At 40.7% G+C, this 24,840-nt stretch carries 22 protein-coding genes; 13 read left to right on the forward strand and 9 right to left on the reverse strand.

Annotation, left to right across the window (positions count from 1 at the left end):
- Nucleotides 1-48 precede the first annotated feature (48 nt).
- Nucleotides 49-1,491, forward strand: coding sequence for a protein adenylyltransferase SelO (locus tag QTA56_RS15790; protein WP_267981950.1), 1,443 nt, complete (start codon nt 49-51; stop codon nt 1,489-1,491).
- 96 nt (nt 1,492-1,587) lie between these two features.
- A complete protein-coding gene (locus tag QTA56_RS15795; protein ID WP_267981951.1) occupies nt 1,588-2,451 on the forward strand; it encodes a DUF4279 domain-containing protein in 864 nt (287 codons plus the stop codon).
- 8 nt (nt 2,452-2,459) lie between these two features.
- On the opposite strand, the gene QTA56_RS15800 is transcribed toward QTA56_RS15795, so the two are convergent.
- Both QTA56_RS15800 and baeS read right to left on the reverse strand, forming a co-directional pair.
- Complete coding sequence (locus QTA56_RS15800) at nt 2,460-3,146, reverse strand: response regulator transcription factor (protein ID WP_267981952.1); 687 nt, start codon at nt 3,144-3,146, stop codon at nt 2,460-2,462.
- A gap of 46 nt (nt 3,147-3,192) precedes the next feature.
- Nucleotides 3,193-4,851, reverse strand: coding sequence for a sensor histidine kinase efflux regulator BaeS (baeS, locus tag QTA56_RS15805; protein WP_267981953.1), 1,659 nt, complete (start codon nt 4,849-4,851; stop codon nt 3,193-3,195).
- 129 nt (nt 4,852-4,980) lie between these two features.
- On the opposite strand from baeS, the gene QTA56_RS15810 reads away from it, so the two are divergent.
- The 4 genes from QTA56_RS15810 (at nt 4,981) to QTA56_RS15825 (ending at nt 10,034) form a co-directional block, all read left to right on the forward strand.
- Nucleotides 4,981-5,370, forward strand: coding sequence for a heavy-metal resistance (locus QTA56_RS15810; protein ID WP_267981954.1), 390 nt, complete (start codon nt 4,981-4,983; stop codon nt 5,368-5,370).
- Nucleotides 5,371-5,669: 299 nt separating this feature from the next.
- On the forward strand, nt 5,670-7,472 hold the full coding sequence (locus tag QTA56_RS15815; RefSeq protein ID WP_267981955.1) for an acyl-CoA dehydrogenase C-terminal domain-containing protein: 1,803 nt from the start codon (nt 5,670-5,672) through the stop codon (nt 7,470-7,472).
- Nucleotides 7,473-7,632: 160 nt separating this feature from the next.
- Nucleotides 7,633-9,414 carry an acyl-CoA dehydrogenase C-terminal domain-containing protein gene (locus tag QTA56_RS15820; RefSeq protein ID WP_267981956.1) on the forward strand — a complete coding sequence of 594 codons (1,782 nt, stop codon included), beginning with the start codon at nt 7,633-7,635 and terminating at the stop codon, nt 9,412-9,414.
- A gap of 122 nt (nt 9,415-9,536) precedes the next feature.
- Entirely contained in the window at nt 9,537-10,034 is a 498-nt protein-coding gene (locus QTA56_RS15825) for a phosphate-starvation-inducible protein PsiE (protein WP_267981957.1), read from the forward strand.
- A gap of 41 nt (nt 10,035-10,075) precedes the next feature.
- Here QTA56_RS15825 and QTA56_RS15830 read toward each other — a convergent pair whose 3' ends face one another.
- Both QTA56_RS15830 and QTA56_RS15835 read right to left on the reverse strand, forming a co-directional pair.
- Entirely contained in the window at nt 10,076-10,435 is a 360-nt protein-coding gene (locus QTA56_RS15830; protein ID WP_267981958.1) for an RcnB family protein, read from the reverse strand.
- 149 nt (nt 10,436-10,584) lie between these two features.
- Nucleotides 10,585-11,076, reverse strand: coding sequence for an RcnB family protein (locus QTA56_RS15835; protein ID WP_267981959.1), 492 nt, complete (start codon nt 11,074-11,076; stop codon nt 10,585-10,587).
- Nucleotides 11,077-11,244: 168 nt separating this feature from the next.
- Here QTA56_RS15835 and QTA56_RS15840 point away from each other — a divergent pair, with 168 nt between their 5' ends.
- Together QTA56_RS15840 and QTA56_RS15845 are read left to right on the forward strand one after the other, a co-directional pair.
- Nucleotides 11,245-11,691: a hypothetical protein gene (locus QTA56_RS15840; RefSeq protein WP_267981960.1), complete on the forward strand. Its 447-nt coding sequence runs from the start codon at nt 11,245-11,247 to the stop codon at nt 11,689-11,691.
- A gap of 104 nt (nt 11,692-11,795) precedes the next feature.
- Complete coding sequence (locus QTA56_RS15845) at nt 11,796-12,311, forward strand: transposase (protein ID WP_267981961.1); 516 nt, start codon at nt 11,796-11,798, stop codon at nt 12,309-12,311.
- A 96-nt stretch (nt 12,312-12,407) separates the two neighbouring features.
- Here the strand turns inward: QTA56_RS15845 and QTA56_RS15850 are convergent, their stop codons facing one another.
- Complete coding sequence (locus QTA56_RS15850) at nt 12,408-13,871, reverse strand: phospholipase D family protein (protein WP_267981962.1); 1,464 nt, start codon at nt 13,869-13,871, stop codon at nt 12,408-12,410.
- A gap of 79 nt (nt 13,872-13,950) precedes the next feature.
- Nucleotides 13,951-16,011, reverse strand: coding sequence for a zinc piracy TonB-dependent receptor ZnuD (gene znuD / locus QTA56_RS15855; RefSeq protein ID WP_267981963.1), 2,061 nt, complete (start codon nt 16,009-16,011; stop codon nt 13,951-13,953).
- A 137-nt stretch (nt 16,012-16,148) separates the two neighbouring features.
- Here znuD and QTA56_RS15860 point away from each other — a divergent pair, with 137 nt between their 5' ends.
- From QTA56_RS15860 to QTA56_RS15875, 4 genes are all read left to right on the forward strand, one after another.
- The gene (locus tag QTA56_RS15860) at nt 16,149-16,919 is read left to right on the forward strand and encodes a DUF4184 family protein (protein ID WP_267981964.1); all 771 of its coding nucleotides are present in this window, start codon (nt 16,149-16,151) and stop codon (nt 16,917-16,919) included.
- Between the two features lie 143 nt (nt 16,920-17,062).
- A complete protein-coding gene (gene aspS, locus QTA56_RS15865) occupies nt 17,063-18,844 on the forward strand; it encodes an aspartate--tRNA ligase (RefSeq protein WP_267981965.1) in 1,782 nt (593 codons plus the stop codon).
- 138 nt (nt 18,845-18,982) lie between these two features.
- Complete coding sequence (locus QTA56_RS15870; RefSeq protein ID WP_004675553.1) at nt 18,983-19,204, forward strand: hypothetical protein; 222 nt, start codon at nt 18,983-18,985, stop codon at nt 19,202-19,204.
- A 5-nt stretch (nt 19,205-19,209) separates the two neighbouring features.
- Nucleotides 19,210-20,070, forward strand: a complete 861-nt coding sequence (locus tag QTA56_RS15875; RefSeq protein ID WP_267981966.1) for a lysophospholipid acyltransferase family protein — start codon at nt 19,210-19,212, stop codon at nt 20,068-20,070.
- Between the two features lie 1,281 nt (nt 20,071-21,351).
- Here the strand turns inward: QTA56_RS15875 and QTA56_RS15880 are convergent.
- Entirely contained in the window at nt 21,352-22,161 is an 810-nt protein-coding gene (locus QTA56_RS15880; RefSeq protein WP_267981967.1) for an acyl esterase, read from the reverse strand.
- A 162-nt stretch (nt 22,162-22,323) separates the two neighbouring features.
- Here QTA56_RS15880 and QTA56_RS15885 point away from each other — a divergent pair, with 162 nt between their 5' ends.
- On the forward strand, nt 22,324-23,211 hold the full coding sequence (locus QTA56_RS15885; RefSeq protein WP_267981968.1) for a glycosyltransferase family 2 protein: 888 nt from the start codon (nt 22,324-22,326) through the stop codon (nt 23,209-23,211).
- Between the two features lie 59 nt (nt 23,212-23,270).
- Here QTA56_RS15885 and QTA56_RS15890 read toward each other — a convergent pair whose 3' ends face one another.
- Entirely contained in the window at nt 23,271-24,062 is a 792-nt protein-coding gene (locus tag QTA56_RS15890; RefSeq protein ID WP_267981969.1) for a glycosyltransferase family 25 protein, read from the reverse strand.
- 2 nt (nt 24,063-24,064) lie between these two features.
- Nucleotides 24,065-24,835 carry a glycosyltransferase family 25 protein gene (locus QTA56_RS15895; protein ID WP_267981970.1) on the reverse strand — a complete coding sequence of 257 codons (771 nt, stop codon included), beginning with the start codon at nt 24,833-24,835 and terminating at the stop codon, nt 24,065-24,067.
- Nucleotides 24,836-24,840 lie beyond the last annotated feature (5 nt).

Raw genomic sequence — 24,840 nt, forward strand, 5'->3', positions numbered from 1 at the left:
CATAATTTGCTATATTCATCTCTCAGCCCCTATCACGATGTCTAGTTTATGCAATTCAATCCCCGCTATGCTTCTCTTAATCCAAAGCTCTATCACCAGCAAAAGTCCAGCCCTTTACGTGGTGCAAAAGCTGGCCACTTTAATGAAGCATTGGCTGATGAGTTGCAATGGAATGAAGAGGATAAAGCCAACTGGGTTGAGATTTGTAGCGGACAAAAAACCTTTGCTGAATTTCCACCTTTAGCAATGGTCTATGCAGGACATCAATTTGGACAATGGGCTGGACAGTTGGGCGATGGTCGTGGCTTGTTGATTGGACAAATTCTCAACCAGCAAGGACAAACCATTGATCTCCATCTTAAAGGTGCGGGTTCAACACCCTACTCTCGTATGGGTGATGGTCGTGCTGTACTGCGTTCGGTGATTCGTGAATATCTGGCTGGACATGCATTAAACGCATTAGGTGTCGCTTCAAGCCATGCAGTCGGTTTTACCACTTCAATGCAGGGCGTACAGCGTGAGACATTGGAACTGGGTGCCATGCTGTTACGCACCTCAGACTGTCATATCCGTTTCGGTCATTTTGAATGGATCAATCAATATGCTCCTGAACTTTTGCCTGAATTTACACAAAAATGTATCGAATGGCATTATCCAGAATGCTTGGAAGCAGAGAATCCTATTTTGGCGTTCGCTGAGGCGGTGGTTGAACGAACTGCCATCATGATTGCCAAATGGCAATTGGTGGGTTTCGCGCATGGGGTCATGAATACCGATAATTTAAACATTACAGGTTCAACTTTAGATTTTGGTCCTTATGGATTTATGGAGCGTTTCCGCCCGAACTGGATCAACAACCACTCCGATTATCAGGGTCGCTACACCTACCAGAATCAGCCAAGTATTGGACACTGGAATCTATGGACATGGTTAAATAATCTGATTCCATTAGCCACTCCTGAAAATAAAGAACAGTTCAAACAGGATTTGGCAACTTGCCTAGAAAAATTTGAACCGACCTTTTTAGAGCATTATGGTCAGGGTTTATGTCAAAAAATGGGACTTCCCCATTTTCATAAAGACAGTCTGGATTGCAGTTTTGCCTTTCTGGGAATTTTGCAAACCGAGCAACTCGACTACACCCAGAGTTTTATTCGCTTGCAGCAACAGGATTACAAGGCATTAAGAGATGATTGTATCCATGTACAACAGTTTGATGATTTTCTGATTCGTTATCAAAATATTCGACAGCATCAAGATACTGATGAATTAAACCAAGTCATGCAACAGGTGAATCCACACTACATTCTGCGTAACCATATGGCCCAAAAAGCCATTGAGCAGGCTGAACGTGGTGATTTCAGTGAGGTTGAGCGTTTGTTTAAGCTACTAAATCAGCCTTATTTAAAACAACCCGACTTAGAAGCTGAACAGGATATTGCACCTTTGCCGAGTGATATGCCTGAAGTAATGGTGAGTTGTTCATCTTAATTCTAAACAGTTTTAGTTCCCTTGCGTCGCTATCGCGGCTCAGGTGAATTGCTCGTCTTAAAGAATATCCCTAGAATAACGTTAAGGGTAAAAATAATGTCACAGCAACAAAGCTACAGTGAATATTTTTATTTCACTATTACCCAAGATAGTGAACAATCTGTTCAAGAAATCTCTGAACAATATCATTTTGATCGCATGTGGGGCTATGAAGCCTGGAATAAAGGTCAAATCAGTGATGATGGCACACATCAATTTCAACAGATGTGTATTCGTTTTGACATTGACCCAAATTTAAATAATGCAGAGCAAATCCAGCATTGTTTTACTTATCTTGAAAATAAAACCAATATATTACAGCTTCCTGCATCATTTCATCGAACTTTGCATTTAGTCACGCATGGTGCAAATACACAAAATGCAGGGTTTCATCTGAATATTGATCTCTTGCGGGAACTGAGCGAATTAAATGCTGGATTTCACTTACATGGTTATTTAGATCAGGATGATGGGCATGATTATCCCTATGCAAAACCAATCGCAACAACAGAAGAACCAAGTCCATGTAGTGAATATGCCTATTTCTGTATTTGGTCTAAATTACCAGCAAATCAGTTACAACAATTATTTCCCGAGTTAACTTTTGAAGTGTGTTTTGATCAAGGATTTAAACCTGTAACCAAACGACAATTAAAACATCAGAATTCATTGATTAAATTATGTTCGCGTTTGGATCGAGAAACAGTAAAACTGGATGAACATATCACTGATGTAGTGGAACAGTTACTCCCTTATCACCACACATTGCAGCAGCTCTTTTTTAATCCTCAATATTCACTCAGTATCAGTGCAACAGGACATATTGAAAATCCACATCACCGACTTGTCAGTGCAGCCAATATTAGACAATTGTTTACGCTAGGGTTAAGTCTAGATGTGGATTATTATTTTGCTGAGTGAACACCCGATTAATCATCAGGATATTCAAAGCGGTAACCTACGCCATACACTGCCTGAATCCATTCATGTCTATTACCTGTATCAGCAGCTTCGGTGATTTTACGGCGCAGATTTTTAATATGACTATCAATCACCCGATCTGCCACATCAAAACTGTCAGGGTTAATATGATCCAGTAGTTGCGCCCGTGAATATACCTGGCCTAAATGTTCTAAAAACAACTCTAATAAACGAAACTCTGTTGGGGTTAAAGTGAGTGCTTTTTGTTGATACCAGATACGTTGCTGCGCCTTATCAATACGGAATAAATCATCTTGCTCAGGTTCAGCCTTACGCTCCAAACGGCGCAACACCGCCTGAACACGCGCAACCAGTTCTTTTGGGCTAAACGGTTTACAGATATAGTCATCTGCGCCCATATTTAAGCCTAATACACGGTCAATTTCTTCAGTACGCGCGGTCACCATGATAATCGGTAAGTCTGACTGTTCACGCACCTTACGGCAAATGGTTAGACCATCCATACGTGGCACCATCAAGTCAAGAATCATCAGGCTAGGTTTACGTTGCTGAAACTGAGTGTAGGCATCCTGACCATCATGAAACATGCTGACCTCAAAACCAGCCATCTCCAAATAATCCCGAACCAGCTCTGCCAGTTCAACTTCATCCTCAACCAACATAATATGTTTCATGGTCTTCATCCTATCCATTATCCTCAAGCAAAGAGGAGCTAAAAAGTTATTTGATCTGTTTTGGAAAAGTCAGTACACAACGTAATCCACCCAAAGGTGAATGATCAAAGCTCAGTGAACCACCCAACGCCTGTGCCAATTTACAGGACAATGCCAAGCCCAGACCTGTGCCTCCAGTGCTACGGGTACGGGAGTCATCCACACGGTAGAAACGTTCGCCTAAACGTGCAAGTTGCTCATCATTGACACCCAATGGACTGTCATCGACATACAGTATCCATTGTTGCTCATTTTGTTGAGTGTGAATCTGTATTTTCCCACCTTGTTCTGTGTAACGGACACAGTTCCCTAACAAATTGACGATAATCTGTTTAAAGCGGTCACGGTCTAAAGACAGCAATGCGCTCTCACCAATGAGTGACACTTCCAATTGGTTTTGCTCAAAAGTGGATTTAAAGTTGTCCACTTCCTGCAATACTACATCCCACGGATTCACCTCAGCAAAATAGCATTTCAACTGCTGTGCATCTGCCTGTGCCAAATCCGCCAAGTCCTGTGTCAATTTCTTTAAACTGGTCACTTGACGCATCATGGCATCCAGATGTTCAGGTGTGGCTTTACGGATTCCATCCTGCATCGCTTCAATTTGTGCCTGCAACACAGCCAATGGTGTTTTCAACTCATGTGAGGTATCAGCCACCCATTGACGGCGGGACTCCTCATGTTGATGGAGGATATCAGCCAGATGATTGAGTTGATTGGATAAATCCCCCAACTCATCATTGCGTTTAATCACCACCTGATGCTGGTAGTTGCCACGCGTCATTTCCAGTGTTGCATTGAGCAAACGTTGAATCGGTTTCTTAAAGTAGGTCGCCATCAATAATGCCGCAACCAGACTCGACAACACGGTAAGCGCATAGACCAACAGTAGATATCGTTTTTGATTACTAAAGAAGTTGATACTGGATGCATCATCCTGATCAAGTACAGGTTTCAGTCCCAGATAGCCCACCACGTCCTGCCCCACCATAATCGGGCGGTAGGAAATTTGATCTGACGCAGGCTCGCCCACAATAAACTGGTGTTTAGCATCATATAGCGAGAGACGCGAACTTAAGCCCAAGCGATCAGGAATCGACACAAAACGTTTTTTACCACTTTCAATGGTGCTTTGTTGTTTACTGCCTTTTTCATCAGATTTCAGTCGAAACTGGCTGGCACGCAATGGAAATTTCAGGCCCTCAAAGGGTTGATATTCTGAGGGTAAATTCTTTTTTAGAATATTCAACTCTTCTTCATTAAAGATTTGACGGCTTTTGATTTCAGTATTGTTCTGTGCCAGTGTTGGGGAAAGACTAAGTAAGGTGTGGTCATTAAAATAACGTTGCTGCAATGCGATGTCATACTGGCGACGCAACCACCACTGGGATAAACGGTCATAATCATCAGGTGCCGCCGTGCCCTCAATTTGAAGAATCTGTGCCTGAATGGCATTGCCCCAGTCATGGTAAACCGTATAGACATTGCCCAGATTGGCAATGAGGCGGTCCAGTTTCTGCATTTCCACATCGGCGACATAGCGCGCAAAGTTTTTTTGCATGGTCCAGTGCAAAATCCCCAGACTAATCGTTGCGATCAGCAAGGTGGTGAGCAGGACTGTCAAAAACAGGCGTAGCGCGATCGGGACACGACGAACATTCAAAAGCTTAGTCTCAATATTGTTCTATTTATGGATTGTACCCAACATGGTTGAAAAAAACTCTCCATTGTTTCTTCATCTTTATTATCTAATCTTTAACTATCAAAAATAACGCAGATTGGAAACACCACCATGAATCTTAAAAATACATTATTGCTCGGCACATTGATGACAGCCATGTTTGGTTTAACAGCCTGTCAGGCTACAGCACCCAATACCTATGCAGATGGACACCGTCACGGCAAATACCCAATGCAGCGGGATGGCGACCGTGGCTTTAAACAGCGCCCACAGCTCACCCCTGAACAGCGTGCGGAATGGCAGGCAAAACGTGAACAGCGTTTAGATCAACGCGCAAAAATACGTGAAGAACATGAAGCGCAACGGGCAAAAATTGCCACCGCCTGTCAGGGCAAACGTATTGGTGACCGTGTCAATATTCAATGGAACAACCGCACCATTGAGGGGACATGCGAAGTTCGCTTTACCCCAGACCAGGCCAACTTTAAACGTCAGGCTTAATCCCCCCACCTCTTTTCTCTTCCTCACGGGCGCGTTAAGCGCCCTTTTTTTGTCTACACAGCTGCTTACGATTTTCAACACGCAGTTTAAGTCAAAAGTATAAAAAACACCTACAATCTAAACGTTTAAACAGGTTGAACCACAAACTTTGACTTAGCAGTCACTCAGAAATGACCTGTAAAAGCTTGTACCGAACGATGACTTGTTGCACGATTAGCGCTACAAAATGGAGCCAATTGGGCACATTTATCATTGACTAAGATTATAACTCTGGTTTCACCAGTATTGAGGAACCCGCTATGCCACAATACAAAGCACCCTTACGTGATATGCAGTTCGTATTGCACGAATTATTAAATGCTGAAGCACATTACGCAAAACTGCCTGCATTTCAAGGCAACGTAAGCCGTGAATTGGTTGATCAATATTTAGAAGCAGCGGCTGACTTCTGTGAGAATGAACTTTCTCCTTTAAACCAAGTCGGTGACCGTGAAGGTTGTACTTGGAATGACGGTGTTGTCACTACGCCTACAGGTTTCAAGGAAGCGTATCAAAAATATATCGAGCTGGGCTTTCCATCGCTTTCTGCTGATGAAGAGTTTGGCGGTCAGGCATTGCCAAACTCTTTGGGGATTGCAATCTCTGAAATGGTTGGTACAGCAAACTGGGCTTGGGGTATGTATCCTGGCTTGTCTCACGGTGCGGTACGTACCCTTGAGCACTGGGGTTCTGACGAACAGAAAGCCACTTACCTACCGAACCTTGTTTCAGGTGTCTGGACAGGCACCATGTGCTTAACTGAATCTCATGCAGGTTCAGACTTGGGCATCATCCGTTCTAAAGCAGAGCCAAATGAAGATGGTAGCTATGCAATCTCTGGCGAGAAAATCTTTATCTCTGCTGGTGAACATGACATGGCTGACAACATCATCCATATCGTTTTAGCTCGTTTACCAGGCGCGCCTAAAGGCACCAAAGGTATTTCACTCTTCATCGTTCCTAAGTTCCATGTTAATGAAGATGGTTCTGTGGGCGAGCGTAATGCGGTTCGTTGTGGTTCAATCGAACATAAAATGGGTATTCACGGTAACGCAACCTGCGTGATCAACTTTGATCAGGCAAAAGGTTACTTGATCGGGCCTGAAAACCGTGGCTTAAACTGCATGTTCACATTCATGAACACTGCACGTATCGGTACAGCGGTTCAAGGTTTGTCTGCATCTGAATCTTCTTTCCAGGGTGCTTTAACCTATGCGAAAGACCGTTTGGCAATGCGTTCTCTTTCTGGTCCTAAAGCACCTGAAAAAGAAGCAGACCCTATCATCGTTCACCCTGCTGTTCGCAACATGCTTTTAACACAAAAGTCATTTGCTGAAGGTGGCCGTGCGCTGGTTTACTTATTGGCTCAATATGCAGACATCGTTGAAAAAGGCGAGACTGAAGAAGAGCGTAAGTTTGCTGACAACATCCTGTCTTTGTTAACGCCTATCGCAAAAGCATTCCTGACTGAAACTGGTTCTGAATCTGCGAAGCACGGTGTGCAGGTATTTGGTGGTCACGGCTTCATCTCTGAGCACGGTATGGAGCAAATCGTACGTGATACACGTATTGCCTGCTTGTACGAAGGTACCACTGAGATTCAGGCGCTTGACTTGCTAGGTCGTAAAGTCTTGCAAACTCAGGGCGCAATGCTGAAAGACTTCACCAAGATCATCCATAAATTTGTTGAAGCAAACAAAGACAATGCTGCAATGCAGGAATTTGTTGCGCCATTGGCTGCTGCCAACAAGGAATGGGGCGACATCACCATGCAAATCGGTATGCGTGCAATGCAAAACCCTGATGAAGTTGGTGCGGCTGCGGTGGATTACCTATACTTCTCTGGTTATGTCACACTTGCTTACCTATGGGCACGTATGGCATTGGTTGCTCAGGAGAAATTGGCTGAAGGTACAACTGATGTTGACTTCTACAATGCGAAAATCAAAACAGCACGTTTCTACTTCCAGAAGATCCTGCCACGTGTTCGCTCTCACGTAGACGTGCTTTCAACAGGTGTTGCGCCATTGTTTGAACTTGATGCAGAACACTTCGCTTTCTAAACATAGTTTAGAATGAGATGCAACGTTCATCACAGAAAAAGGACTGGTCAGTTTTGACCGTCCTTTTTTTGTTTAATCAGTGCTAAATTTACACCATTCATTTATTTGTTCGTTTTATTTGATCACTTTGCACATGACCTGTGCGTAAAAAGGAACGATTATGCCAATTTATAATGCCCCATTAGCAGACATGAAATTCATCTTAAATGATGTATTTAAAGCAGAACAATTTTGGCAGTCTAATGAGAAACTTGCTCATGTAGATGCTGCTACCGCTGAAGCAATTTTAGAAGAAATGGCTAAATTTGCTCAAAACGTGACTCACCCACTCAACCGTACAGGTGATGAAGAAGGCGCGCGTTGGGAAAATGGCGACGTGTTTACACCAGCAGGTTTCAAGGATGCTTTCCGCCAATATGCTGAGGGTGGCTGGATCGGTCTAGGTGCCGATGAGGAATGGGGTGGTCAAGGCATGCCAAAAATGCTGACTGTACTTTCTGATGAGATGCTGTTCGCAACCAACCCATCATTCATGCTCTACCCACTTCTTTCTGTGGGTGCAGGTATGGCTTTAAACAGCTATGCATCTCAAGAGCAGAAAGAAACTTACCTGCCTAAAATCTATTCAGGTGAATGGTCAGGCACCATGTGCTTAACCGAGCCACATGCAGGGACTGATTTAGGGATTATCAAAACCAAAGCTGAACGTAACGAAGATGGTACTTACAACATTACAGGTACGAAAATCTTCATCACAGGTGGTGACAACGATCTCGCTGAAAACATCATTCACCTTGTTCTTGCAAAAACACCTGATGCACCTGCGGGTTCACGTGGTATTTCTTTATTCATCGTACCGAAGTTCCTGTTAAATGAAGATGGTTCTTTAGGTGAGCGTAACCCTGTTGGTCCTGGTTCAATTGAACACAAAATGGGCATCAAGGCATCTGCGACTTGCGTCATGAACTTTGACGGTGCCAAAGGCTACCTCGTAGGTAAAGAAAATGAAGGTCTTGCGGCCATGTTCGTGATGATGAACTACGAACGTTTGTCTATGGGTATTCAAGGTCTAGGTGCTTCTGAATTTGCTTACCAAAATGCGGCACAATATGCAACTGACCGTCTACAGGGTCGTAGTGCAGCAGGTGTGCAATCACCAAACAAACCAGCGGACAGTATTTTAGTGCATGGTGATGTGCGCCGTATGTTGCTCAACGTACGTGCCAACAATGAAGCATCTCGTGCCTTTGCAGTGTATGTAGGGCAACAACTGGACATCACCAAGTTCTCAACTGATGCAGAAGCAGTGAAAAAAGCCAATGACCGTGTTGCGCTATTAACACCGATTGCAAAAGCATACCTTACAGATACTGCATTCCAAGCAACTCTGGATGCGCAAATGGTGTTCGGTGGTCACGGCTATATCCGTGAGTGGGGTATGGAACAATGTATCCGTGATCTTCGTATTGCACAGATTTATGAAGGTACCAACGGCGTTCAGTCTCAAGACTTGATTGGTCGTAAAACCATTAAGTGTGGCGGTGCGTTCATTGCTCAATATATCGCTGAAATCCGTGACTTTGCCAATGCACTGGACACAGACTTGAACTTCATTAAAGATGCAACCTTAGATGCTGCAACTGAAATTGAAGCCATTACCCAGTTCATCATTGAACAAGCTGCTGAAAATGTAGATTTCCCGAATGCTGCTGCGGTGGATTATCTACATGCAGTTGGTCTACTGAGCTTTAGCTATATGTTCGCGAAGATCGCTGCTGCTGCAAAAGACAAGTCTGGTGATTTCTACCAAAACAAATTGGCTTTGGCGCAGTACTATGTTGAGCGTATCTTGCCAGAACTTGATTCTCGTCTTGCGAAAATCAAGGCAGGTTCTGACTTGATCATGAACTTTAGCGAAGATTACTTCACTAATCAGGCTTAATTTTAGTCTGGTTATGCAAACTGCCTAGACCAATTGGTTTAGGCAGTTTTTTTATGACCTTTGTAAAATCAGCATAAAAATTGCATCCATTTTTATGATCATGTTGAGTACATTAAATTTCCATGTCTAGTTCAAAAGAGAAACTTGAAGACCTACAACGTCTATTCGACCGTTTAGGTCACTATGCGGTTGAAGCCTTTCATTATTTGGCGCTGTTTATTATCGGCTGTATGATCGCATGGTCAGCCGTGCATACGGTGATTGAAATCCTGACCGTTAAGCAGTACGCAAGCATCGACGATATTTTGCTGTTATTTATCTATCTTGAACTGGGGGCAATGGTTGGGATTTATTTCAAGACCAATCACATGCCCGTGCGCTTTCTGATCTATGTGGCAATTACCGCACTGACCCGTTTACTGATTGCTGATATTCAGCACAATCATAAGGCCTCAATGGATCAGGTGATTATTACGGGTTCTATTTTAATCCTCGCCCTAGCCATTTTAGTGGTGCGTTTTGCTTCGTGGAACTATCCATCGGTGATTCGTAGCAAAGATCAGGAAAAGCAAATTCCTGCCAATAAAACACCTCAACCCCAAGATGATGAACTGGCATAAATAAAAAAAGCAGGCTTGATGCCTGCTTTTGATCACTCATGTTATGCAACCCGATAGACACGGTATTTTGAATCCACCAGTACATATTTGCCCTGTACCTGCATCCAGTTATAACCACGTGGTGGTTCATACAAGCGATGTAGGCGGTAGTTTGACACCACATAGCGGTTGCTACGGAATGCCGATGGTAACTGGTCACCACGTTTAAAAACAACACGCTGACCATATTTGTTGCCCCTGTCATTTGACCAGCGGGCTTCACGATGGTCATGGCGGTCATAACGATGGTCGTAACGATCTTTATAATCGTGATGATTGTTCCAGCGATTTGAATCTGCCATCGCAGATGCAGAAACACCAAGCATTAAGGTTGATACAAGTAATATTGCCGTCTTTTTCATTGTTTGATCCTCTGTTTGACCTGAATCCAGATTAAGAGAAACTCAAGGAGAAACCATGAACAAATCCAGCGACATTGCAAAGCTTTGTAATGAAATCCAAGAAATTATGGAGGTCATCATCAAGGAACAATTTCAAAAACACCCAAAAATCAGCGAATAATTTCAATGGTGAAATTATCATCAGTTACCAAGAGATAACGTCCATCCACCATGACCCAGTGTCGACCACGTGGCGGCTCACGTAAGGAATAATAGTCCCAGTCACGAACCACATAACGCTCACTACGAAACTCACCTGGCAGCTCATTCCCCACTACAAAAGACTCACGGCGATAACTGCCCTCATATTGGGTATCTGGATAATATTCAATCCGAACACCTGGTCGATGGTTGGGGTAAGGGTGGTTATTATTTTGATAGGGCTGATAATAATAGCCTTTTGGTGGCGCAGTGGGGGTATAGCGCTGGTTTGAAAAGGCAAAGGGGTCCTGTGCAGGTTGTTGATAAGATGGCGAAGCCTGATGCGAGGAGCGGCGCTCCACCCCACTATAACCACTCCAGGCATTATCGGCATAAACCATTGCGGGGAGACAGCTCAACACACCAATAAAAGCATAAACATCGTATTTAGATCGCAACATTGCCCTCTCCCATCATCAAATCCTAATTTTTATTTTAGAGCAAAAAAACAGCAATGACTGTTACCATTCGATACCATTCAGGGCAAATCAAGGATGAAATAAGGAGGGATTTTCTTGCTCAGATTAAGAATATGCTAGAATCCATTTTTCAATTTTGAGGCAATGTCAGTGTCTGAAATGAATTTTGATCGTCTCTATCAATTTTTCTGTAAGGTTCCAAGTGTGCAGGAATCCAGAATCGTGGCGCATGGTACAGATGGTCAACATGCATGGTGGTTTAAGTTCAATATTGATGTTGAACATCCTCTGGCATGGCAGACCGTTCAGGAACTTGGGCATGTACTGAATTATTTATCCACCAATGAACGCCTGCCAACCCAGTTCTTTCCTGTTTCACCGCCACCCTACATGAATGGTGAAGCCAAAGACTTTCTGGCCTGGGTGATCCAGTGTAATCATGCTGAGTTTAGTCCCGATGTGGTCTGTGACTGGCTAGAAGCACGACTTCCAACACCTGTGGAAGATGAAAGCCAGTGGAAAATCAAAACGGATCTTAGTGAACTCGATCAGTTGGCAGGTAAGGATTTAGATCAGTTGATTCCACCGAATCTGTAAATTTAAGAGTAGGGGCGAACTGTGTTCGCCTAAATAAGCAATAAACAGAAATATCATAATTTTTATAATAAGGCGAACACAGTTCGCCCCTACAGACCAATAATATGAATATTGCTAAACAACGTAAATCTAATCGTTTAATGGGCTATGACTATAGTCAAAATGGTGCTTATTTTATTACAGTCTGTATTCAAGATCGGCAAACTTTATTGGGGGAAATTTCTGTAAAATCAAATCCAACCCATCCAGAAGATACTGCTGTTTTAATTCCCTCCGAACTAGGTAGATTGGTGATCCAAGAAACAGAAAAATTAATGACGATTTATTCACATATAACTTTAGATTGTTATGTCATCATGCCAAATCATGTACATATGATCATTGCGATTGATAATGTGGCATACCATGAACAAATGCCTTACGAAACTCTAGTGCTCCCTACAGTGTCACGGATTATTAAACAATGGAAAGGTGTCATTACGAAAAAGGCAGGGTTTTCACCTTGGCAGAAATCCTTTCATGATCATATTATCCGTAATACAAGAGATTATATGCACATTCGTGAATATATTGAAAATAATCCCGCTCAATGGGAATTAGACTGTTTCTACAAAAAGTAGGGGCGAACTGTGTTCGCCCGAATGAGCAATAAACATCAATATGATGATTTCTATAACAAGGCGAACACAGTTCGCCCCTACAATTTCATCCTACAATTAAAAAGTCGACAATCCCGACCATTCCATAAAACGATATAGCCAGTATTTTGTTTTCGATTCATCTGCATATTTTGCATAATCAACCGTCACCTGACGAGCATTGGCATTGCTCCATGCCGCATCAAAATATTGTCCTGCATCTCTAAATACCTGCGCCTGTGCTGAGCCAACCACTCGCATATCAGTTTCAAGGTTATAGTTTTTCAGGTTACGTGCAGTGAGGTTCGCTGAACCCAAAATTAGCTCAGCTTGCTGGGCATTGTATTTGACCAGCATTTTGCTATGACACTGTTCGCCATGCGTATCACACCAACGGATCGGGATGCCTGCGGCATGTAGCTCCGAAGCCACCTGACGATTTGGAATGCCATTTTTTTGACGACCAAAGGCATCCTTGTTTGGGTCAATCATTAAACGAATATTCACACCACGTTGCTGTGCCTGTTTCAGTGCGTCAATAATGTTGCGCTCAGACAGATAGAACATGGCCATATCCAGATGTTCTTTAGGCTTAGCCTCATGAATCATGTTGAGTACAGCATCATAAATGGCTTTTTCAGTCAGCACCTGAATTTGTGGCAAGCTTTTATCTTCAGTGAATCCACCCATAATCACAAAGGGACTGGAACCCTGCGACATTTGTGCAACCGCCTGCTCCGTTTTCAGCACATCAATTGCTGTTGACCCATCAACTACCAATGCCACATTACTATGATGCGAGCTGCCATCGTGTGGATTGGCGGAAGTCACCAGACTTTTCCAGCCTTGCTCTGTATCCACCACCAATGTTTTACGGTGATTCGCCTTAAAGTTAAACAGTTCCAGATAACTGCGCAGAGTAATCTTTTCATCGCCAAATGGATTGCTTAGCCAGCCTTTTTCTGGGTTATTGCCCAGACTTTGGCAGCAGATATACCAGAAGCCCGACCACAATGGATTCGATGCACGCAATGGTTTTAAATCGGTTTCAATGACTTCCACGCCTGCCTGACGTAGCTGACGGTAATGCTTTGGTGCAATCCCACCATAAACAGAATTGATTGGATCAGTAATGACAACCACCTGAATATTTGGGTCTTGACGACGCTTTGCGATCAATGCATCAGTCAGTTGTTGCATTAAAGGAAACTGTTTAACTTTGGATTTTCCAACTTCCTGATTAAACAGGAACATATCCAGCACAATCGTGGTCTGTGCCTGATCAATCAGTTGAAAGACTTCCCTGAAAATATGCTGGTCTACCTGTTGCTGACCCTGCGCATCCATATAGGTTTGATCTGCCAGAAATTTCACATTGGCATGGCGCAGTTGTCCCGTAAAATCCAGCCCTTGTGGGAGCGGTTTTACAGTGTGGTAAATTGCCGAAGCAATGTACCCCATCACCACAATACTCAATATGACTGCCATGTAACGCCGACCTGACCAGTTTAATTTTTGATGGATTCGTTGGAAGATACGCATATAAACAGAAAAAGCCCTAGCCTAATGGGTTAAGGCTAGAGCTTATGCTTTGATTTTTCAATAAGATTTAAGTGACAAATTAGAAACTAAAATTAACACCTACAGTAAAGTTACGTCCCACCTGTGGAATGGTCGAGAGGAATGACGCATGTTGATAGACCTGATCATCCAGCAGGTTGTTGGCATTCAGGAATACCCTATAATCGCTAAGATTACTATACTTACCTGAGTATGCCACACCCAGATTCAACATATTATAGCTTTGGGTATCGGTTTCGTAAGCCGCAATCTTGTCCTGCTGGAACACATGGTAATACTCAGCCGAACCACTCCAGTGATCATCAAAATTAGCATTGACCTTAGTCCCTAAACGGCCTGCGGGTACACGTGGCGCATTGTCATTGTCGATCTTGCCACGTACATAATCACCAAATACGCCCAGCTTATAAATTGGTGAAATTTGATAGCCTGCTTCCGCTTCCGCACCATAGAACTTGGCTTTGTCCTGTGCATATTGCACCAGACGGAAGTCCTTATAACGGTCTAAGGTTTGGGCATAGATATAGTCATCAAACCAGTTATGATACACGTGGACATGATAGTCAAAGGTCTGATCATCATAATGGAAACCCAGTTCCACATTATTTGATTTCTCTTTGCCAAGTTGATCATTGCCCAGCTCATAGGTATTGGTCGCGAAATGTCCACCATCTGCATAAAGCTCCTGCGCCAAAGGCAAACGCTCCTGATGAGACGTTACCAAAGAAAGCTTGTAGTTTGGCGCAAACTCCCAGTTGGCTGCACCAGAAACAGAAAAGGCTGAACCGTCGAAATCTTTTTTGCTTGCATCATCAATATCAATTTTTTGCTGATCTGCACGTGCCGCCAGTTCCACATGCACATCATTAAACTGGGCATGTTCCAAAGCGAACACACTCCATTTCTTGGTGGTGTTTGGTGCCAAAAAGGCTTCTTCACCCGTAAGTTCCAGTTTTTGTTGTCCGTACTGTGTACCAATCACACCCTCCCATGCACCCAGTGGATTGTGTACCAACTCTAAACGTCCATCATAACCCTTGTTTTTAAAACGGGTCGCAATGGTATCTTCCTCGATTTCATCATGTTGGTAATCGGTATAACTGGCCTGAGCACGCAACTTTTTAAAGCCCGCAAATGGATCATCCAGTTCAGTACGCAGGTCATAACGTTCAGATTTCAGGTCAATCCAGGGACCTGCTTCATGTGCATGATCATGGTCGTGATCTTCGTGGTCATGCCCCTCTTCATCATGGTCGTGTTCGCCACAATGCAGGCTGAGTCCATGTAAATGACAGCTTTCATATTCATGGCTATGTCCTGGCAAACCATATTGATCCTGACGGTTGCTATAAGAAATACCCGTAAAGCCACGATCATAAATCCATGACAAACCGACATTTACGGTCTGGCCTTTGGCAAAGGTGTTGTCAACACGGCGTTCCTTTTCGCCCTCATGTACATAATCTGGTGCGATATAGTCATTGGCCTCACGCTTTAAGCACTCAACACGCAAGGCAACCTGATCGCCCAAGCCCAGCGTTACACCCGCACTTGCCAGCTTCTCATCACTGCCCGTGTTGTAACGCAGGCCAACATTGCCCTCATAGCCCTTTTCTGGCATTGCTGTTGGAAGTTTACTATCAGTGACATTCACCAGACCACCCACTGTTCCAGCACCAAACAACAAGGTGGATGGCCCACGAATCACTTCAATCTGTTTTGCCAGTGCTGGATCAACCGTTACCGCATGGTCTGGAGAAAGTGTGGATACATCAATATTTTCAGATGAGTTTTGTAGAATTTTTACGCGAGGACCATCTTGCCCACGGATCACAGGTCCGCTAGAGCCCGCTCCAAACTGATTGGAGGAAATTCCCGTTTCACCACTCAATGCCTCGCCAATGGTCACTGCCCCTTGCGCCAAGCGTTTTTCGTCTACCACAGTGTCTGCAACTGCAAAGTCCTTTGAGGTTTGCTCAAGTGGATGCGCCTTGATGCGGATGGTGTCCAGCGTGGTCGCCTGCTCATTTTCTGCGGCAAATACAGATACAGACGCAACAGCCAAAATGGATAAGGTCAGAATATTTTTCGGAAATGACATACCGTGTCTCAAATCAGTCGATCTTTATTTTTGTTATATTATAACATTTCATTTATTTTGCAATAAAAAACATACATGCAAACTTCATTTGTTAAACTGCCACTCCATGATTTAAGCATTCTTCATGATTCAAGCTTATGCCCTTTACCCTTTCCCATGCGGTGCTTGCCCCACCCTTATCCAAACTTAGTCGGGGTCATTTACCGATTGCAGCCTTAGCCATCGGCTGTATGACACCAGACCTGTATCGCCTGTTTACAACAGAAACCATTGCCTTAACCCATCAATGGTCAGGGATTTTATTTCCCAATCTTCCGATTGGCTTATGCTTTTGCCTGTTGTGGTATTTACTGTATCGTCCAGTGATTTATCGTTTTTTAGGCATCAAGCACCCTTTAAAGATCAAATCCTTTGATGAGACGGTGGCTTTTATACTGATGTGTTGTTTAGCCATCATTTTAGGAACAGCAACACATCTCATCTGGGATGGATTGACTCATTTAGACTTCCGCACTTTTGCCTTTCAAGACACACTCTCCCAAAATGTTTCCCTGTGGAATGTTCATTATCCCCTGCATTTTATTCTGCAAATTGCATCATCCATTCTCAGCTTGCCTTTATTATTGTGGATGTGTCTAAACTATTACCAAACCTACAAACAGGGCACACCTGTATCACGGAAAATAAAGCTGTTTGCCTTGCTGAGTATGGCCATTGCAGTGACTGGCGGCATATTGGCAGTTTGGAAATACAGCCACACCATTTCGGCTGAACTGTGGAATACTGAGCGTTATTTCTTTATTGGCAAAGCCATCAACCAGTTCTCCCAAAATGGACTCATACTATTTAGTATTTGCTGTTTAATGAGTTTGTTGCTGCATCGAAAAGCCTATATGGCAGAATTTTAACCCAAAGCATTGAATTAGGATTGTCCCCAAAGCATTAAGACTTGAGACTGGACGTTCAACAAGGCATAATCTTCGCTCCATTGATGCTGCGCTGTTTACGTATGCATCTTCTACAGCCAATATAGTTTGGATAATAATTCAATATGATGCGCACTCATTACTGTGGCTCTTTAACTGAAGCCCAAATCGATCAAACAGTGACTTTATGCGGTTGGGTTCACCGTCGCCGTGACCATGGCGGTGTGATTTTCCTGGATATGCGTGACCGTGATGGTCTGGTTCAGGTGGTAATTGACCCTGATACCCCAGAAGCATTTGCAACTGCAGATAAGGCGCGTTCTGAATTTGTATTAAAAATTACAGGCCGTGTTCGCCGTCGTTATGAAGGCACTGAAAATGCCAATATGGTGAGTGGCCAGATTGAAGTTTTGGCAAAAGAAATTGAAGTTCTTGCTGCTTCTGAAACGCCTCCATTCCCATTAAATGACGAAAACACCAATATTTCAGAAGAAATTCGTTTGAAATACCGTTTCTTGGACATTCGCCGTCCAGAGATGCTGGATCGTTTACGCTTCCGTTCAAAAGTGACCAACCTGATCCGTAATTATTTTGAAGATCATGGTTTCCTCGACGTTGAAACACCGATTTTGACCCGTGCCACCCCAGAAGGTGCTCGTGACTATCTCGTGCCAAGCCGTGTGTCTAATGGTAGCTTCTACGCACTTCCACAATCACCACAATTGTTTAAACAGTTGTTGATGGTGGGTGGTATCGACCGTTATTACCAAATTGCCAAATGTTTCCGTGACGAAGACTTACGTGCCGATCGTCAGCCTGAATTTACCCAAATCGACGTTGAAACATCGTTTATGTCTGACGATGACATCATGGATTTAATGGAAGGCTTAACGGTTAAAATGTTCAACGAATTATTGAATGTGAAATTCGATAAATTTGAACGCATGACTTATAACGATGCAATGCGTGACTATGCATCTGACAAGCCAGATATGCGTATTCCATTAAAACTTGTTGACGTTGCAGACTTGATGCAGGACGTTGAGTTCAAGGTATTTGCAGGCCCTGCAAAAGATCCTAAAGGTCGTATTGTCGCTTTACGTGTACCAGGCGCGGGTTCACTTCCACGTAGTGCGATTGATGAATATACCAAATTTGTAGGTATCTACGGTGCAAAAGGTTTGGCTTACATCAAAGTCAATGAACTTGAAAAAGGTATCGAAGGTCTACAGTCCCCTATCGTGAAATTCATCGAGCCAATCGTACTTGATCTATTAAAACGTGTTGGTGCTGAAAATGGTGACATCGTGTTCTTTGGTGCAGATAAAGCCAAAGTTGTAAACGATGCGATGGGCGCACTTCGTGTCAAAATCGGTCATGATCTGAAGCTTGCAACTTGTGAGTGGGCTCCACTTTGGGTTGTAGACTTCCCAATGTTTGAAGAAACTGATGATGGCAAATGGACTTCTGTGCATCACCCGTTCACACTACCAAAATCTAGTGTTGAAGAAGTGAAGAGCAATCCAGGTGCAGCACTTTCAGTTGCATACGACATGGTACTGAATGGTACTGAAATCGGTGGTGGTTCACTGCGTATCTATACTCTGGAAATGCAAAAAGCAATTTTTGAAGCGTTAGGCATTGGTGAAGAAGAAGCAGAAGAGAAATTCAGCTTCTTATTGAATGCGTTGCGTTACGGTGCGCCTCCGCACGGCGGTTTGGCATTTGGTCTTGACCGCTTGATCATGTTGATGACAGGTGCATCTTCGATTCGTGATGTGATTGCATTCCCGAAGACCAAGACTGCTGAATGTCCATTGACACAAGCACCTGCACCAGTTGAAGTAAACCAATTGCGTGACTTAGGTATTCGTTTACGTGAAAAAGTAAAAGCTGAAGAGAAATAAACTTTAGGTTTATGATTCAGGAGCCCTGCTTGATGCAGGGTTTTTTGATTTTATAGGTTTCTTATATTACATGGTTTTACTTTGCGATCATGCCTGCTAGTGGCATAATAGGCTGCTTTTTATTGAGAGGTCAGTCTTATGGCAATGCGTCCTGATGTACGTCGACACACAATTGTAATTATTGTGTTTTCACTGGCTCAGTGGTTCTTTATGCGTTACATCCTCGCCAATGAACTCTTCAATATGACCACCAACCAGCGTATTCTATATTTCTGTATCAGTAGCCTTGCGGGCGCACTTCTGATTTTTGTGGCACTGATCTATATGGTGCTCAAGGGCAATACCGATAAGCAAGACTGATCGTCATGCCGTTTTACATTACCCTACTTCGTATTTTACCTTTAGCATTTTTGCGTAGTATCGCCAAAGTGGCAGCCTACTTTATCAATCAAAATCCTAATAAAAGTATGCTATGGAAAACTCGAGTCAATATTGGTCTCGCCTATCCAGAACTTAGCCCAAAACAAAAAGAACAATTGGCACGGGAAAGCGTCACCAAACAATGCCTAAGTTATATTGAGTCTGGAAAATGCTGGGCAATGCCACCTGAATGGAGTATCCAGCAAATCCATACTGTGCATAACTTAGAAGTCCTGACGGATGCGCTAAAAGACCCGAAAGGTGCGCTGATTATTACTCCACATCTGGGTACATGGGAAATGATGAATGCATGGGTACATCAATATGGTACACCAACCATTATGTATAAACCCATGAAAGATAGTGGTTTTAATGCATTTGCCTTACATGCCCGCCAGCGGCTCAATGCGACACTTGTTCCCACTGATGCCAATGGAGTAAAAGCACTGTTTAAAAACCTAAAGCAAGGTGGTTTCAGCGTGATTTTGCCTGATCATGTTCCACAACCGTCTGGTGGTGTAGTGGTTCCTTTTTTTGGAATTCCTTGCCTGACCAGCACCCTCGCCAGCAAGATGGCACAAAAAACCCAATGTCGTTTAGTGGGTTTAAGTTGCTTCCGCCGCGAAGATGATGAGGGCTTTGATGTGTATTGTGATGATCTGAATGATCCTGAGCTTTATGACAAAGATATTGAAGTGGCAACCACAGCACTCAATAAAGCAGTTGAACACATGATCAACCGCTTTCCTACTGAATATATGTGGGGGTATAAACGGTTTAGGGGAGATCAAAAAGATTATTATTAAAAGGCTGAATAAAAAATATGGAACTATTGAGTTAAAATATTATTATATTGTATTTAAAACAGATAACCAGAACTTGATACAATGAATCGATCTCAACCCAAGGTAATAAAAATGATGATCAAAGTAAACTATTGGGGAAGCTTATTAAAAATAAATTCATTATAGAAAGGATTGCGTTCAGAATCTATAAAACATATATACTCTACTAAGAAAAAATCCAGTCAATCGATTTATCAAAATATTTAGCCTTATATCTATTGGAAATATATAGAAACATAGATCAAAAATACTAAGGCTCAAAAATTATGAATTATTTTATTAATCATAATTAAACTTAAAGTAGAATTTATCCATTGCTTCAACTCAATAAAACCAATAAAATTTCTACAATAAATCATTTATAAATTTTATTATTCACTTCCTAATTCCAGATCATTATATTCTTACATATAATTACAATATTGCAGATATAAACAACATGATTCAGTTACACATCTGGAGAAAATTATTAGTTTAGTCTTAAAATGAAAAATTATTTTTTAATTCATTATTATTCCTATGATAAAGATTAAATGATCAAAAATGACTACTTAATTTATGATATCAAAGAGATTTTTTCAAGTTCCAGCACACTAAAAAAATATATACATAGAACATCTACTTACTTTTTTGATTATAATCATTCTTAATCGAGGTCATTTATAGATGGTTATGTTTATTATTATTAAAATGAATCATATGAGCAGTGTCGCTACTTCTTTGAAGAAGCAAGTCGAAGAGAAGACAATGGTAGATTTTGACCTTATTCAGGATATTGCCACTTTAGATTTTTTATAAAGGACTTAGCTGGATTTGAACGATTATGGCTTTTAACAAATGAATGTGTACCCGATTTCTTTATTTTACATGTGTTAAAAAGAAAGTTAGAAGATGATAATATTAGTTCAGTAGATATGTTACAGATTTTATTCAAGAGAATATACTTATAGATATCTTTAACTTATTTCTTTACTATAGGGTCACATTCAAAAACACTATAAGTTTAATAAATATCAAAAAGAACTACTACAATACAACATTTATATCTGATTATATCTTTACTTATTCAATAAGCAAGATAAGATAATGATTATTACAATAAAATTACTGCTGGACAGAAAAATAGCTGGAGTATATTTACACTTTAGAATTAAAAACTTAATAAAATTTTTATGAAAATCTACCTTTGCTTTTGACAAGTTTAGACAATTCATATCTACAAGAGAAAATTTCTATTTTTCTTCACGCCTGTAAATTACCCAATCTCTTATAAAAACTCCGCAACCATTTAAGTAGGATTTTTTTATTAAATAAGTAAGTAAGCAATGAATTACTTGAAACAAAAAAAATGGAACAACAGGTTGAATAAAACTGGGCTTTTTTTCTTTTCTGCTGTAGATAAATATATCGCTTCTTGGATAACATATAATTTTGATCAATATTTCCTGAACTTTTATGATATAAATGAAAATCAATTACATAGTTTCTTAAACCCAAATATTGGGCATTCTGACATAAATCAGTAGCATACAGATGAAAGCCCGATAACAAACTGCTACATGCAATATTTTGTTTACGGTTAATCACTAAAAAGTTTTCATCAAGACTCATCACTTCATGTGGAAAGTTGCCTGCTTTTTGATTTGCTCCATATGGGTCAGTAATCCGAGTAAATGCCCTGCCTGTCTGGTCCCGCCCTGCATTTCCTACAACCGCCCATTCCACATTAATTTGATTTAATTCCGCTATTCTGTGATCTAAAATCTGACGATCATCAAATGAGAATAAAATATCTTGATGACAAAAAATTAAATATTCGCCTTTTGCTTGTAAAAGTGCATGATTAATACCAGTATAACCATCAAATTCATTACTGTTGTTATTATCAAAATACAAAAATTCAATATCGCTACCATCAAAACCAGCATTTTTTGCACTTTCGACCATTTCTAAATATTCATCAAAACGTGTAACCAAAGTACAGAAAGTATATTTCTTTGCAAAAATAAGATCTTTCTTACTGATCTTCTGCGGGCTATTGATTCCTCCCATAAGTCATGTTCTCCAAACCAAGAAATAAAATATAAGCAATGACGATTTCCACATCATATAGAATTTACAAGCTAATATCCATATTTAGCACAAAGACATAGTCTTATCAAAAGACCATGATTCCAATATAATCAGTAGTCAATGTCTAGTCTGAGCTTAAAAATGAAACTTTCCATTCTGATGGTCAATTACAATACAGAAGCGTTTATTGCAGACTTTTTACACGATTTGGTTCAACAGCCCCTCTCAACTCAAGACTATGAAATTATCATCACCAATAATGTACAAAACAATGCACTCGCTGAAATGATTCAAGCCAATCAGTTTGAGCAAAAACTTAATATTCAAATCATTCAATCCAATCAAAATATTGGTTTTGGTCGGGCAATGAACCTTGCTGCTCAAATTGCCACAGGTAAACATTTTTTGATTGCGAATCCTGATTTACGCATTCAGCAATCACATTTTTTACAGGAATTATTGACACAAGCAGAACATCAACAACATTATGGGCTCATATCTACACAAATCCTGAGTGATAAAGCTGGCTATAAAACTGAATATTTAAGTTATGAATTTAATCAGGATTTAGGCTATCCTAACCAAGTATGCTGGATTAGTGGAGCATTGCTCCTTATACGTTCTGAAATTTTTCAGCAACTTGCAGGTTTTGATCCAGACTTTTTTATGTATTGTGAAGATGAAGACCTGAGTTATCGAGTTAAACAATTAAACTTACCTTTAATCACACTTTCTGAATTACAGGTCTATCATTATGGTGGTGCAAGCGAGCCGAACCAAAGTTATGATTTTTATTATCGTTGGTATCGCTCGAGATTACTTTTTGCTTATAAACATTTCTCCCAAGATACTTTTGAAAAACTTTTACCACAATTACAAAAACAGTCCAGCCGAAAAATAAAAAAATATCAATTATTCAAAATTTTCTATCTTAATAATCAAGCTAAGATCGTGAAATGGCAAGTCATGCAAGATATTATTGAGAAAATTCAAAAACAAGGCACGAATTGGTTATATTTTAAACCTTAACTCTATTGTTTAAATCATGACAGCCTTATAAATAGAATATATTAAAAATTTAATCTATTTTATCTAAGCCCAATTTTTTTTCGTTGATATAATATTGTATTTTTAATTTTTAGTAATTGTAAAAATACTCTAAGTAATTCTTTTTTTATTTTAAATATAAACCCTTGTTTTTTCGTTTGACTTTTAAATCGTGTTCTACGTTCTATTTCTAATGCACTATACAGATTTTTATCAAAATCTATTTTTCGGTCATCCTGAATACATATCGCAGGTAAAATCTGAAATACTTTTAATTCCTGATTAAAAATATAGTCTTCAAATATAATATGATCTAATGGTTTTAATGAAAAATTATTCTGTACGTCTTCTAATAAAAATTTTGCTGCATGTTGCGATAAAATATAGCCTGCTGCACCAACGTGTTTAGATTTAAGTACATATAATGCTCGATCATCTTTTAATCTAATTTGTTCCGATCGACTAACAAAAACATGCTGATAAAAAGCTTCTAATTTTATAATATCACAATCTTTTGGAATCCAATTTGACTGATTAAGAAATTGAGCCACTTGCTGACCAATATGTATATCATCTTCATATATTGCAATATAATCCATATTTTCATCAATGGCTTTTTTCCATAATGAAATATGGCTTAATAAACATGAAATCTCACCTTGTGTTAATAGCAAATTTTCAATATGAATTTTTAATTTTTTGGCTATCTCCTGATTATATTCTGGTGTAATGGCATCAAAAAAATCAAAATGAATATTTTGTTTGTTAAATTCCTGTTGAATATGCTCACGACGTTTGGTTTCAGTTTTTAAGCTAATCACACAATTTTGCATTTTTATGATCCGCCTAATAAATGTTTAACTGCATACATCCGATCACGCCACATCCGTTTCTGCTTTTTTAGGGAATAGGATAAGCTACGCGCTTCCTTATCATTACGCTTTTTACCTTGCGTAGCGATCACACCATCAATATCACTATCCGCGCCATTTGGTTTAACTAATGGTGGCCAAATAGAAAGCCCTTTACCATTTTGTGACAACCAAGATTGAGCCAAATTATCTACTGGCATATACATTTCATTCACAGAATATTCAAAAAATGCTTGTGCACCCTGTCTACTCCAAATCATTCCAATAAAGCGAATAGGATAATAATAAGCCTTAACTAAATCATGGCCTTTGGTATGAAAAATTTTTTTCGAGAGTTTATTCTTTTTAGCACCCAAATTTATGGCATACCATTCAATTTCAGGATGTTTAGAAAGCCAATTTAACACTTCATCAAGAATTGCTTTAAATTGATCTACAATGATTTGTATATCATCTTCTAAAACAATCAAATAATCAGCATCCGTTTTTAAAAATTTTTCGATACACCTTAAATGACTCTTATAACAACCCAGCTCGGAACCAATTAAACTACGCCCCATTATATCTATGGACTTTTCATCATTATATTCTTTAAATTCTGATAATAGCTTACCTCTCCCATCATATGCAGGAAAACGTACAAATGGAAAGTTTTGTTGATTTAACTGTCTAGTCGCATTGTCTAAGCGTTCATGACTACCATCAAGGTTAATTAAATAGGTTTCAACTTTCATTTATG

The organism is Acinetobacter thutiue (genome assembly GCF_030385805.1).
GTDB lineage: Bacteria > Pseudomonadota > Gammaproteobacteria > Pseudomonadales > Moraxellaceae > Acinetobacter > Acinetobacter corruptisaponis.

What these genes read in the sequence shown, in the direction of transcription:
- QTA56_RS15830 (WP_267981958.1), bottom strand. Translation starts at nt 10,435, where the DNA reads ATGAAAAAGACGGCAATATTACTTGTATCAACCTTAATGCTTGGTGTT.
- QTA56_RS15895 (WP_267981970.1), bottom strand. Translation starts at nt 24,835, where the DNA reads ATGAAAGTTGAAACCTATTTAATTAACCTTGATGGTAGTCATGAACGC.
- QTA56_RS15845 (WP_267981961.1), top strand. Translation starts at nt 11,796, where the DNA reads ATGAATATTGCTAAACAACGTAAATCTAATCGTTTAATGGGCTATGAC.
- QTA56_RS15820 (WP_267981956.1), top strand. Translation starts at nt 7,633, where the DNA reads ATGCCAATTTATAATGCCCCATTAGCAGACATGAAATTCATCTTAAAT.
- QTA56_RS15850 (WP_267981962.1), bottom strand. Translation starts at nt 13,871, where the DNA reads ATGCGTATCTTCCAACGAATCCATCAAAAATTAAACTGGTCAGGTCGG.
- znuD (WP_267981963.1), bottom strand. Translation starts at nt 16,011, where the DNA reads ATGTCATTTCCGAAAAATATTCTGACCTTATCCATTTTGGCTGTTGCG.
- QTA56_RS15795 (WP_267981951.1), top strand. Translation starts at nt 1,588, where the DNA reads ATGTCACAGCAACAAAGCTACAGTGAATATTTTTATTTCACTATTACC.
- QTA56_RS15810 (WP_267981954.1), top strand. Translation starts at nt 4,981, where the DNA reads ATGAATCTTAAAAATACATTATTGCTCGGCACATTGATGACAGCCATG.
- QTA56_RS15875 (WP_267981966.1), top strand. Translation starts at nt 19,210, where the DNA reads ATGCCGTTTTACATTACCCTACTTCGTATTTTACCTTTAGCATTTTTG.
- QTA56_RS15870 (WP_004675553.1), top strand. Translation starts at nt 18,983, where the DNA reads ATGGCAATGCGTCCTGATGTACGTCGACACACAATTGTAATTATTGTG.
- QTA56_RS15835 (WP_267981959.1), bottom strand. Translation starts at nt 11,076, where the DNA reads ATGTTGCGATCTAAATACGATGTTTATGCTTTTATTGGTGTGTTGAGC.
- QTA56_RS15860 (WP_267981964.1), top strand. Translation starts at nt 16,149, where the DNA reads ATGCCCTTTACCCTTTCCCATGCGGTGCTTGCCCCACCCTTATCCAAA.
- QTA56_RS15790 (WP_267981950.1), top strand. Translation starts at nt 49, where the DNA reads ATGCAATTCAATCCCCGCTATGCTTCTCTTAATCCAAAGCTCTATCAC.
- QTA56_RS15890 (WP_267981969.1), bottom strand. Translation starts at nt 24,062, where the DNA reads ATGCAAAATTGTGTGATTAGCTTAAAAACTGAAACCAAACGTCGTGAG.
- QTA56_RS15815 (WP_267981955.1), top strand. Translation starts at nt 5,670, where the DNA reads ATGCCACAATACAAAGCACCCTTACGTGATATGCAGTTCGTATTGCAC.
- aspS (WP_267981965.1), top strand. Translation starts at nt 17,063, where the DNA reads ATGATGCGCACTCATTACTGTGGCTCTTTAACTGAAGCCCAAATCGAT.
- QTA56_RS15880 (WP_267981967.1), bottom strand. Translation starts at nt 22,161, where the DNA reads ATGGGAGGAATCAATAGCCCGCAGAAGATCAGTAAGAAAGATCTTATT.
- QTA56_RS15800 (WP_267981952.1), bottom strand. Translation starts at nt 3,146, where the DNA reads ATGAAACATATTATGTTGGTTGAGGATGAAGTTGAACTGGCAGAGCTG.
- QTA56_RS15825 (WP_267981957.1), top strand. Translation starts at nt 9,537, where the DNA reads ATGTCTAGTTCAAAAGAGAAACTTGAAGACCTACAACGTCTATTCGAC.
- QTA56_RS15885 (WP_267981968.1), top strand. Translation starts at nt 22,324, where the DNA reads ATGAAACTTTCCATTCTGATGGTCAATTACAATACAGAAGCGTTTATT.